Annotated in this window: 6 protein-coding genes and 2 riboswitches; all 6 genes read left to right on the plus strand. The window is 65.4% G+C overall.

What is annotated here, in order from left to right:
* Positions 1-379: 379 nt before the first annotated feature.
* A complete protein-coding gene (locus tag ACOYYX_RS22525) occupies positions 380-886 on the plus strand; it encodes a hypothetical protein (protein ID WP_422923898.1) in 507 nt (168 codons plus the stop codon).
* Between the two features lie 280 nt (positions 887-1,166).
* The gene (locus ACOYYX_RS22530) at positions 1,167-2,390 is read left to right on the plus strand and encodes a glycosyltransferase family 9 protein (RefSeq protein WP_422923900.1); all 1,224 of its coding nucleotides are present in this window, start codon (positions 1,167-1,169) and stop codon (positions 2,388-2,390) included.
* Positions 2,391-2,810: 420 nt separating this feature from the next.
* Positions 2,811-3,030: riboswitch (cobalamin riboswitch) on the plus strand.
* Between the two features lie 468 nt (positions 3,031-3,498).
* Positions 3,499-7,272: an Ig-like domain-containing protein gene (locus ACOYYX_RS22535; protein ID WP_422923902.1), complete on the plus strand. Its 3,774-nt coding sequence runs from the start codon at positions 3,499-3,501 to the stop codon at positions 7,270-7,272.
* 612 nt (positions 7,273-7,884) lie between these two features.
* Positions 7,885-10,503 carry a non-ribosomal peptide synthetase gene (locus ACOYYX_RS22540; RefSeq protein WP_422923904.1) on the plus strand — a complete coding sequence of 873 codons (2,619 nt, stop codon included), beginning with the start codon at positions 7,885-7,887 and terminating at the stop codon, positions 10,501-10,503.
* Positions 10,504-10,528: 25 nt separating this feature from the next.
* Positions 10,529-10,669 (plus strand): hypothetical protein, encoded by a 141-nt coding sequence (locus ACOYYX_RS22545; protein WP_422923906.1) that lies wholly within the window; start codon positions 10,529-10,531, stop codon positions 10,667-10,669.
* 330 nt (positions 10,670-10,999) lie between these two features.
* Positions 11,000-11,199: riboswitch (cobalamin riboswitch) on the plus strand.
* Between the two features lie 116 nt (positions 11,200-11,315).
* A complete protein-coding gene (locus ACOYYX_RS22550) occupies positions 11,316-12,302 on the plus strand; it encodes a DUF1559 domain-containing protein (RefSeq protein ID WP_422923908.1) in 987 nt (328 codons plus the stop codon).
* Positions 12,303-12,380: the final 78 nt, after the last annotated feature.

A 12,380-nucleotide genomic window follows, 5' to 3' on the forward strand; every position in this document is an offset into this window, starting at 1 on the left:
TCGTGGCCGGTTTGATCATCCAAGCACCATTCACAATTTCAAGCTCTCTCACTTTTAAACCCAACTCAGTATCGAGTCGACCTACCAGCATCGCTAATGCCGTATTTCTGGCGTTCGCGGGCCATGCCATACTCCCGCCGCGAACTCACGCAATCCGCGAGTCTGACACTGGCCCAACTCCCACGGCATTGCCGATAATTCACGAGAACCCAGCGATATCATCGAACAAACCGGACGTATCTCGCGTAATTCCACCGCGACGATTCCATGGGGCTCAAATATTGGGCGGGCAGGCTCGAAGATCTATCATGGAATTGTGATTGACAGTATCACCCTGCTCAGCTTATGAGTTGTCAGCATCCCCTGGAGAATTTTTCGGATGCGGCGAGGCGGGTCGAACAACCTGGTGAAGAGGCTTTGGGTCGCGCTGCTGATCCTCGGCCTCGCTCCGATACCGATGCCGGTACCGGACTTCCACGCCGTGCGCCACTCGCACGGCGACGGCCAGGATTGTCCGATGCACGCCCATCTCCAGCGGTGGCATGCCGCGGGAGACGCCCCATCCGGCCGATCCATCCTCCACTTCCACTGGGCCTTCTTCGCGGGGCAAGGCGCGGCCGAATCCACCGAGGGCCCCTGCGCCGACGGCCAGTCATCCGACCCGCTCGACTCCGAGCCGGGAGATAGCGACGAGGTCGTGACCTTCTCGGTCCCGTCCCGGCCGCTCCTCGCCAGGGCAAGGGCCATTCGCCGCGACGCCCTCCACCTCGAGGCCGGGACGAACCCGGCTCGACTCGGAACGGGCGTCCCCCCCGCGCGCAACTTCGGCACGACCTATCCTCCCGGCCAATCCTCGGCCGCCCGGCTCCAACGCTGGGCCTGTTGACGCCCCCACGCGGGCGATGCCCCCGATCCTCGGCGCCTGCCCCGCTACGTGCGGGACGTCCCGCTGCGCCCCGTGACACGGCCTGCCTCGCTTCGCGGATCCCTCCTAGATCGTCTCGAATCCGTGCGCGAGGTGCGGACCGTTTCGCGGTCCCTGGGCGCACGGGCGTCGTCACAGCGTATCTCCCGCACCTCGTCGCCGCGCGGCAATTCGTCGCGAACGGCCGGGGTGCGGCCATCCGGATCCATTTTCGGCCCCCCCGCCGGATCGGAGTCGTTCCATGACCTCGAGCACCCTAGGAAGCTCAGGATGCAGCGCAGAATTTCGAACTGATGACGCGAATGCCTGGAAAGTTAACGGACCAGCCCCCGACGAGGCTCCGAAGACGGTCGCGAACGCGAAGAAGCGTTGCTCCGCCGTCAGCGGCTCGCGCGAGGACCTTCTCCGGCTGAACCCGGCCCGGATCTGCATCATCAAGCCCAGCGCCCTGGGCGACGTCGTCCACGCCCTGCCCGTCCTCAACGCCCTTCGCTCCCGGTGGCCGACGGCTCGCCTCTCCTGGGTGGTGAACCGCGGGCTGACCGGGCTGGTCGAAGGCCATCCCGACCTCGATGAGGTCATCCCGTTCGACCGCGAGCAACTGCGCCCGACCCCCGGGGGGATCGCGGTCACGGCCCGGTTCCTGGCCGGCCTCCGCAAACGCCGGTTCGACCTGACGGTCGACCTCCAGGGGCTGCTCCGCACCGGGATCATGACGGCCGCCACCGGCGCCCCGGTGCGCATCGGCCTGGCGGACGCCCGCGAAGGTGCCACCCGCTTCTATACCCATCGCGTTTCCACCGAGCCCGACGCGGTCCATGCCGTGGATAGACTCCTCGCCGTGAGCGAAGCTCTCGGAGCCGAGACGGACGAGCCACGGTTCGTCGTCGCCGCGACCGAGGCTGACCGCCTCTGGGCCCGCCTCACCCTGGCGAGCGTCCCCGGGCCTCGACTCGTGCTGAACCTGGGCGCGCGATGGCTGACGAAGCGCTGGCCCCCCGAGCACTTCGCCGCGATCGGCCGGAAGGCGGTCGACGAGTTGGGCGCGGGCCTGATCGTGGTCGGCGCCCCCGAGGATCGCCCGCTGATCGAGACCTTGCGGGCCGGCCTCGGGCCGAGGCCGTTCCTGGACCTCTGCGGCCGGACGACCTTGCCCCAACTCGCCGCCGTCGCGGCCGAGTCGGATGTCTTCCTCTCGAACGACACCGGGCCGCTCCACCTCGCAGCGGCGGCCGGGGCGAAGGTCGTGGGGATCTACACCTGCACGAGCCCCGAGAAGACCGGCCCCTACGGCCCAAGGGCGACCGCCATCCAGACCGGGATCTGGTGCGCCGGGAGCCGGCTCAAGTGCTGCAGCAACATGGAGTGCATGGACGAGCTGACCCCGGCACGCGTCTGGGGCGCCGTGCGACAAAGCCTGAAGCCGGCCCGGAAAACCGGGCTGCCGGTACTCACCACCGCCTGAAAGCCACTGGCTGCACTCCATTACCACTCGTATTTTCATCCCCGGCCCTGAGACTCGTGGTTCGCCGTGAGATCAGGGCCTTTTCTTTCTCGGAAGTTCGCCGGGCTTCGGGATTCCTTGCGTCTGTAATCATCCCGTCAACGTACCGAGGAGCCCCAGGCACGATTCGGCCGTTCCTTGGCGCGCCTGCTTTGCCAAGGCCGAGTCCATCCCCACCTTGCACGATCCCCAGCTCGGGTGCCGAATGAGACGCGAGGGTAAGAATAGAAGTCGGCATGTCCGCAACCCCTGAACCTCGCGAACGAAGCGGCAAAATTCGTCAAAATAGACTACATCCACAAACCCCACCCAGACCGCAAACCTTTTGCAATTTCGCAAGTTCGCTCCATTGACAGTCGTCTCAACGATCGTTTAGCTTCGTACTTGCGTTCAGGTATTGGTCTCCGGTCTCGGCAGCCTGCCGGGGTCGGGAAACAGGGAATCCGGTGCGAATCCGGAACGGCCCCGCCGCTGTAATCGAGTGATCACGGGCGACGCACCTCCATTTGCCATTGTCGAGTCGGCCGGCTTGGCCGCTTGATGAGAAGGCTCGTTCCCCCAGCTCGAGAGTCAGAAGACCTACCAGTACCGTTGTGGACGATGCTCCGCGAGGGACGGGCACGTCGCTACCAAACTCACCAACGATCCGGAAAATCCGTCGGGAATACGCGGCCTTCGAGCCTCGGCGATCAGTCGCCGGGATCGCTCCGTCGAGTCGTGCATCGGCGATCCGCGTGGCGCGAGGCCGAATGACCGTCATGAGAGCACGGCCTTGGACCTGCTCCGCGAATCCAGGGCGGGCGCGCCGAGATCGTCGACGCCCACGATGTTTGCCAGGTTTGACATCTCTGGATTCGCGAGTGGATATCCCTGTCTCTCTAACCAGAGATCCACGGCATACCCCACGGCGTTCCGGACGGCGAATCGAAGCCACGGCTGGGCGATCGAAGATGACACCGGTCGGGCCGCAAAGTACCGCGGGGTGATCGACCACGAGATGGCTCGCCCCTTTTTATGACGACATTGAGACGTTCGACCTCCTGAACTGAGACGAGCCAGGGATTCCGCGATGAACACGCTGCGAAGATTGACCTCTCTGCGAGATGGCGCCCGGACGCGACGAAAGAGCCGCCGGACGACGGCGATCATGAGCCTGGATGCCGCCTGCCCCGAGTCGCTCGAGGCCCGCCGGCTCCTGTCGACGGTCGTGGCGACGTTCGAAGGCCTGGGCGTCCCCGCGAACTCGTTCAACAATAACGCCGGATCGAGCGGCGAGTTCGTCGACGCAGGAAACGGATTCAACAACAGCTTCAGCAGCACTCAGTTCGGGGACCTCTGGTCGGGGTGGGCCATCTCCACCATGACCGACACCACGACCCCCGGCTACACGAACCAGTACAGCGCGATCACGGGCTCGGGGGCCGACGGCTCGGCGACCTACGGCGTCGGCTTCACCTTCGGCGACACGGCGGATCCGTTCCATCCCGCCAGCTCGTACGTCAACCTGCCCTCGGGCGCATCGCCCGACTCCATCCAGGTGACGAACACCACCTACGCCTATTACACAATGCTGAACGGGAATTTGTTCACACCCAAGTTCGGGGCAGGTGACTATTTCCTCCTGACGATCGAAGGGTTCACGGGGGCCAATGGCACGGGGACCAAGGTCGGCGAGGTCGACTTCTACCTGGCCAACTTCCAGGGGACGAACTCTTACATCATCAACACCTGGCAGACCGTGGACCTGAGCTCCCTCGCGGGCGCCGGGAGCCTGCAGTTCGGCCTCGAGTCGTCGCAGAACGACCCGACCTACGGGATGAACACCCCGGCCTATTTCGCCGCCGACGATCTCACCGAGACGGTCCCCTCACCGACCTCGATCGCCATCACCCCGGCCGATCCCAGCGTCGCCAGCGGCCTCACGACGCAGTTCACGGCGACCGGGACGTATGCTGATGGCTCGACGAAGGACCTGACCGACCTGGTCACCTGGTCGTCGGATACGCAGTCCGTCGCCACGATCGCCGGGGATGGCCTCGCCACGGGCGTCTCCGTCGGGACCTCCACCATCACCGCGTCGCTCGACGGCATCAACGCCTCGACCAAGCTCAACGTCACCGCTCCGGTGTTGACCTCCATCGCCATCACCCCGGCGAACCCGAGCATCGCCGACGGCCTCACCAACCAGTTCACGGCCACGGGCACCTATACCGATAAGTCCACGAAAGACCTCACCGGTAGCGTGACCTGGGCCTCCGCCACGCAGACCGTGGCCACCATCACCGACGCGGGCCTGGCCACCGGCCTTGGGGTCGGCACCTCGTCGATCACGGCCTCGCTCGACGGCGTCAGGGCGTCCACGACCCTGACCGTCACCGCGCCCGTGTTGACTTCGATCGCGATCACGCCGGCGAACCCCAGCGTCGCCGATGGACTCACGACGCAGTTCACCGCCACGGGCACCTATACCGACAAGTCCACCAAGGACCTGACGAGCAGCGTCGCCTGGGCCTCCGCGACGCAGGCCGTGGCGACGATCAACAGCAGCGGCCTCGCCACGGGTCTGGCGGTCGGAACCTCGTCCATCACCGCCTCGCTCGACGGAGTCAACGCCTCGACCACCCTCAACGTCACCGCTCCGGTCCTCGTCTCGATCGCGATCACCCCGGCGAACCCGAGCGTCGCGGCGGGCCTGGCCTCGCAGTTCACGGCGACCGGGACCTACACCGATAAGTCCACCAAGGACCTGACGAGCAGCGTCGCCTGGGCCTCCGCCACTCACTCCACGGCCACGATCACGACCGGCGGCCTCGCCACGGGCGTCGCGGTCGGGACCTCGTCCATCACCGCCTCGCTCGACGGCATCAGGGGCTCCACGACGCTGACGGTCACCGCGGCCGAGTTGGTCTCCATCGCCATCACCCCGACGAACCCCAGCATCGCCGACGGCCTTAAGAACCAGTTCATCGCCACGGGCACCTATACCGACAAGTCCACCAAGGACCTGACGGGTAGCGTCGCCTGGGCCTCCGCCACGGGATCCGTCGCCACCATCAGCACCAGCGGGTTGGCCACGGGCGTCGGCGTCGGGACGTCCTCCATCTCGGCCACCCTCGGCGGCGTCAGCAACTCCACGACCTTGACCGTCACCGCGCCGGAATTGACCTCGATCGCGATCACGCCCGCCAATCCCAGCCTGGCCGATGGACTGACGACGCAGTTCACCGCGACCGGAACGTATACGGATCAGTCCACCAAGGACCTCACCAGCACCGTCGACTGGGCGTCGGCCACGCAAGCCGTCGCGACGATCAACAGCGGCGGACTCGCTACCGGCCTGGCTGTCGGGACGTCGTCGATCACGGCTTCACTCGACGGCGTCAGCGCCTCGACCACCCTCAACGTCACCGCTCCGGTCCTCGTCTCGATCGCCATCACGCCGACCGATCCCAGCATCGCCGACGGCATCACGACGCAGTTCACCGCCACGGGCACCTACACGGACCAGTCCACCAAGGACCTGACGAGCAGCGTCGATTGGGCCTCCGCGACGCAGGCCGTGGCCACCATCACAAGCGGCGGGTTGGCGACCGGCGTCGCCGTCGGTTCCTCCTCGATCACGGCCACGCTCGATGGCGTCAGTGCCTCGACGAACCTCACAGTCACCGCGCCGGTCCTGGCTTCGATCGCGATCACCCCGGCGAATCCGAGCATCGCCGACGGCCTGTCCGCCCAGTTCACCGCGACCGGAACCTACTCCGACAGGTCCACCAAGGACCTGACGGGTAGCGTCACCTGGGCCTCCGCCACGCAAGCCGTCGCGACGATCAACAGCGGCGGGCTCGCCACGGGAGCATCCGTCGGCACGTCCTCCATCTCGGCCACGCTCGACGGCATCAGCACATCCACCACGCTCACCGTCACGGCGGCCAAGCTGGTGTCGATCGCGGTGACGCCCACGACGGCGAGCCTGGCCAAGGGGACTGCGACGCAGTTCGCGGCCGTCGGCACGTACTCCGACCACTCGACGAAGGTCCTGACGAGCCGGGTGACGTGGGCCTCCGCCAATCTGACGGTTGCGGCGATCAACTCAAGAGGCCTCGTGGCGGGCACGGCGCTCGGCACCTCGGCCGTCACCGCCCGGCTCGACGGCGTGAGCGGCTCGGCGTCGGTGACCGTGACGGCCGCGAAGTTGGTTCTCCTCACGATTGTCAACCCGAGCGGCGGCCTCGCGACCGACCAGAGCTCGCAGTTCGTCGCCATCGGGACCTACTCCGACGGCACGACGCAGAACCTGGCGAGCCGGGTCCACTGGGCTTCGAGCAATACGGCCGCCGCGACCATCTCCGCGACCGGCCTGGCGACGGGCGTCGCGACCGGGACCTCGACCATCTCGGCCACGCTCAACGACGTCGGGGCGACGAGCGTGCTGAACGTCACCCCGCCTCCCACCTCGTCCGTCACCGTCGTGGGAATGCAGGTGGAGCCGGTCGTCCTCTCCCTCAACCCGCTCCGGAGGACCCTGGGCCTCGTCGTCCGGTTCAATGGAGCCCTCAACGGCCAGGCGGCCCAGAACCTCGGGGCCTACACCGTCCTGGGAGGCCGGCTGCAGACGATTCGCAGGACGCCCGTCATCACCTTCGACCAGCAGGTCCCGATCCGCAGGGCGATCTACGACTCGTCGAACAACACCGTCACCCTCGTCGCCCGTCAGGGAGCCACCCTGCCCCGCCTCGAGCAGTTGATGGTCGACGTCTCGGCCGTGACCGACCCTCAGGGTCGACCCATCAACAATGGCCAGAACATCAACGTGAAGGCCTGGCGCGGCGACCTGATCGACTGAGTCGAGCATCGCCATTTCAGATGGCTCGACTCCATCTCGCAGGGCCCCACGACGAAACGCCCGGCCCCGTGCCGGGCGTTTCGTCTTTCCAGGCGACCTCGTCCCCCGAACATCGTTGGCGCGATCCGCAGCGTCAGCGATGCCATCACGCCGGTGATGAGGCCATCCCATTTCCTCGCAAGGCCCTCCACAAGCCCACCACGAAGCGATCGCATGATCCGGCCCGGATCATGCGCCGTCGTCTGCTCTAAATTTCGGGATTCCGGGAAAATTCGCGCGCGTCTTGTGAGCGCCGTTGCGTTGTATTATTCGCGAGGCCGGCCATCACGCGGTCATCCCAATCTCCTCGGATTGCCGATGCCTCCATCATTTTCGCACACGACCACTTTTCGATCATTAAATTGATCGCCACTCTGACGCCTGGCCTACGACCCGAGGCCCTCGTGACCCGGCTTCCCTCGCCTCCGACATCTCACATGCCACGGCCCTCTCAGCGTGCTGGACGTGGCAACAACGAAACTGGAGGACTTCAAAACCCGGGAATGCTCATTCCAATCGATAGTTAGCAGCATGTTTCCGATCTAGACACCCGTTCTCAGGAGCCCTTTTGGTATGGATACCAGCGTGACCGTGGGAAATCGACGCGCCGAGTTCGAGTCAGGCCTCGCGACGGAGTGCATCCACGAACTCTTCGAAGCCCAGGTCCGGCTCACGCCCAACGCGATAGCGGTGACTTTCGAAGGCCAGTCCTTGACCTACCTGGAGCTGGACCGTCGAGCCAATCAGCTTGCTCGAGTCTTGCGCCATCGCGGGGTCGGGCCGGGTGTCCTGGTCGGTCATTGCCTCGGGCGAGGGCCGGAGATGGTCGTCGGGATCCTGGGCATCTTGAAGGCGGGAGGCGCATATGTCCCGCTGAATCCGTCCGATCCCGCAAACCGGCTCCAATTTGAGTTCCGAGACTCGGGGATTGGCGTCCTGTTGACCGAAAGCCGACTGCTGCCCTCCCTGCCCGCCCACGGAGCCCAGGTCTTCCTCGTCGACGACCATGAAGCGATAGATTCATGTCCTTACATGTCGTCCTGGCCGAGGACGGCGCCATCCGAGTTGGCCTATGTGATCTACACATCAGGAACGACCGGCCTGCCCAAGGGGGTCGCCATCCCCCACCGGGCCGTGGTCAACCTCTTGAAGTCGATGCGATGGCGGCCGGGGATCGCTCGGTCGGACATCATGCTTGCGGTCACCCCTTTGTCATTCGACATCGCGATCCTCGAACTGCTCCTCCCGCTGACGGTCGGTGCCTCTTGTGAGATCGTCGGCCGCGAGGTCGCCCGAGACGGGGTCAAGCTGGCCGAGCGGCTGACTGCTTCCGGAATCACCGTCATGCAGGCGACCCCCGCGACCTGGCTCATGCTGCTGGAGTCGGGGTGGCAGGGCAATGACTCACTCAAGATCCTCTGCGGTGGGGAGGCCATGACGCGCGAGCTGGCGGACCGCCTGCTACCCCGCTGCGAGTCGCTCTGGAACATGTATGGCCCGACGGAGACGACCGTCTGGTCGACCGTCGAGCGGGTCGAACCCTCCGACGGCCCGATCCCGCTGGGGCTTCCGATCGCCAACACGACGGTCCACATCCTCGGGCCCGACCTCAAGCCGGTCCCGCCCGGCGATGAGGGCGAACTCTACATCGGCGGCGCAGGCCTGGCCCGAGGCTACTGGAATCGACCCGAGCTGACCGCCGAACGGTTCATCCCCAACCCGTTCAAGTCGAGGCGAGGTACTCGCCTGTACAAGACGGGAGACCTCGCGCGACGCCACGCCGGGGGCGTCATTGAGTTCCTCGGGCGGGCCGACCATCAGGTCAAGATCCGCGGCCATCGTATCGAGCTCGGTGCGATCGACTCGTGGTTGTCCAGGCATCCCGCCGTCCTTCGGGCGGTGACCGTGGCCCATCAGGAGGTTCTCGACCAGAAGCGACTCGTCTCGTATGTGGTCCTGAGAAAAACCGAGCGAGAAGAGACGCCCCTCGCGACGGCGGGCCCGCTGCGACGGTTCCTGGCAGAGAGGCTGGAAGAATATATGCTCCCGGGCGCTTTCGTCATGCTGGACGAAATGCCGCTGACGCCGAACGGCAAGGTCGACCGCAACGCGCTGCCCGCACCCGGCAACGACGCTCTTCGGCAGGAGATCCCTTACGTCGCACCGCGCGATGACCTCGAGAGGAATCTGGTCGCCGCTTGGGAGGAGGTGCTCGGAGCCAGCCCTGTCGGCATCGAGGACAACTTCTTCGCCCTCGGGGGACATTCGCTGCTCGCCTTGCGGCTCGCGACGAAGGTGGAGCAAGCCTGCGCCGATCGGTTCGCGGTGGCGGACCTGATCCAGGCGCCGACCGTCCGACGGCTTGCCGTAAGGCTACGTGCAGCCCGCCTCGATGCATCCCGCTCGACGCTGGTCGAGGTGCAAGCCGGGAGCTCGAGGCCGCCTTTCATTTGCCTGCCGGGAGGGACGGGGGTGATCGACGGCCTCGGGGCGCTCTCCATTCGCCACCTGGCGGGGTTGCTCGGGCCTGACCAGCCGGTCATCACCTTCGAGTACCCCGCGGCGAATCTGTGCAGGTCCCACACCGTCGATATCGAGGGCCTGGCGAAGACCTTCGTGCGAGACCTCCGGGAACGCTTCCCGGAAGGACCCTACCACATCGGCGGCTACTCGATCGGCGCCTATTTCGCCTTCGAGATGGCCCGCCTGCTCCGCGAAGAAGGATACGAGGTCGCGCTCTTCGCCGGCATCGATATGTGGGGTCTGAATTTCCCCGCGGTGCTCCCCAGGCGCGATCGCTGGAGGCGAAATCTCGTCACCAACCTGCTGCGTCGGCTTCTTTCCTTCATCCGGAAACGGCCGGTACCGTCAGGCCCATCCGCAAGCGTTCAGGCGCCGGACGTCGACCCAGCGGTCCGGCAATTCGAGCGGATGGTGGATACCTACCGAAAGAGCCTGTGGTCTCGCAAATACAACGGACGAATCACCCTGCTCCGGGCGACCGAAGCGATCGACATGCCCGGATTTTGCCTCGACGATCCCGCCAACGGATGCCTACCACTGGCGGACAAAGTCGAAGTCCTGCCCGCCCTCGGCGATCATCTCTCGCTCATGCGCGAGCCGAACATCCAAACGCTGGCCGCATCGCTGAAATGCCTGCTGGATACCGCCCTGCCGGCGTGCGATCGATGACGCTCCACCGCATGAGTTCTACGAATTGGCGGACCGCTTCTTCGGAATTGTGGATGAACCGAGCCGTGATCGTTGCATCCTGCGTGCCGCCGCCGCGATCATGGCCGCCGCCGCTCGCTACGATGCTCACGGAATACTGACTTTGAACATCGACGCCTGCGAGTAACGGGCGGCCGCGCTGGAGTACCTCGCCCAGCAGTACCGTTCGCTGCTGGAAGAGTATCTTGATCGGATTCAGCAGCCCCGTGGACCGACGACAGAGGCCCAGTCAGGTGCGGCACCTGGCCGGGTCCGCGAAGGCGGCCCGGAGAGTTCGTAGCTCATTCACTCGGTCCGTGCAAATCCACCCGTTGTTAGGCCAATTGGGACAACGCGAGTGGATTGCTCCAGCGGGGCAACCGACGAAGGCCGTCTCAACGGGCCGCGAATGCCATTCGCATAAAAGCGTACGCTCACGCTCATCGCAACCCTTGACATTCAAAGCGTCTTATCGCTTCAATAGATCGACTCGATCGGTGCCTCCTGCCCAGGAACCAGGGCGAGGGGATAATAGGGAAGACGGTGCGAATCCGTCGCGGGGCCGCCGCTGTGATCGGCCAGGCTCCCGGACACGTATGCCACTGCCGCGAGGTGGGAAGGCCGTCCGGGGCCGGAAGAGTCGAGAGCCAGAAGACCTGCCCGTCGAGACTTGTTCCGATGCTTCGGCCGAAAGCATCCGGGCGGGCCGCTCGCAGACCGTCTGCTTCGGGCCTCGTGCCGGTGCGTCGAAGCCCGGACCTCACGCCCGACCCGGCGGAAAGGCTGCGACCCCTGTGCGTAACCGACCCTCGACCGCATCCCCTCGCGGCTTCACCCTGATCGAATTGCTGGTGGTCATCGCCATCATCGCCGTCCTGATCGCATTGCTATTGCCCGCCGTGCAGGCCGCACGCGAGGCCGCCCGGCGTGCGCAGTGCTCCAATAATCTCAAGCAGATCGGCATCGCCTTCCACTCGTATCACAGCATCCAGAATGTCTTCCCCGCCGGCGGATTCGGCATGAGCATGGCCAGCCTCACCGTCGCCAATCAGCCGAACGCCCTGGCCAGGCGCATGGCGAGTTGGGGGACGGCCATCCTGCCGTTCGTCGAGCAAGAACCTCTTTACAACAGCATCAACCAGAGCCTCTGGTACATCGAGCCCGCGAACACGACCGCCGGGGCCATCTCGCTTTCCGTCTTCCTCTGCCCGACCAACGCCTATCAGTCGCCCACTCGGCCCAACGGCGATGCCCCGAGTTCGCCCCTGCAGTTCGGGCGCAATGACTACTCGGGCAACTTCGGGGAGCGTGCCCTGCGGTGCTACCCCGAGATGAACTGCCAGAACAACTACGCCGACCAGGGGGACGCGTCGAACCGACCTCGAGGAGTCATGCTCACGTCTTCCCTGCCGAATAGCTCCGTCACCTCCATGACCGACGGGACGACGTACACCGTCGTCGTGGGCGAGGCCCACGAGGCCATGTTCGGCTACTGGATCGGCCACAAGAACTTCCTCGACCAGAGCGCCCCCATCAGCGCCCGCAACGGCACCGTGCCCGGGACGATCTGGGCCTCCTGCCAGGTGACCAAGACCTCGCCCTTGCTGGGCAAGATCGGCTGCGACTTCACCCAGGAATTCGCCAGCTATCACTCGGGCGGGGCCTACTTCGCCTTCGCCGATGGCTCGGCCCGGTTCCTGAAGGAGAGCATCAACCCGAAGGTCCTGGCCGCGGTCCTCTCCCAGCGCGGCGGAGAGATCGTCGGCGCCGATCAGCTCTGATCCTTCCCATACAAGCCTGCTTCTGGGTCTGACTCCCCAAACAGCTTGAACGCACCATCATACAAGAGATTGATAAAT

Source organism: Singulisphaera chitinilytica (assembly GCF_049331405.1).
Classification (GTDB): domain Bacteria; phylum Planctomycetota; class Planctomycetia; order Isosphaerales; family Isosphaeraceae; genus PoT.

Coding starts and splice junctions, on each gene's coding strand:
- ACOYYX_RS22525 (WP_422923898.1), top strand. CDS start 380: ATGCGGCGAGGCGGGTCGAACAACCTGGTGAAGAGGCTTTGGGTCGCG.
- ACOYYX_RS22530 (WP_422923900.1), top strand. CDS start 1,167: ATGACCTCGAGCACCCTAGGAAGCTCAGGATGCAGCGCAGAATTTCGA.
- ACOYYX_RS22535 (WP_422923902.1), top strand. CDS start 3,499: ATGAACACGCTGCGAAGATTGACCTCTCTGCGAGATGGCGCCCGGACG.
- ACOYYX_RS22540 (WP_422923904.1), top strand. CDS start 7,885: ATGGATACCAGCGTGACCGTGGGAAATCGACGCGCCGAGTTCGAGTCA.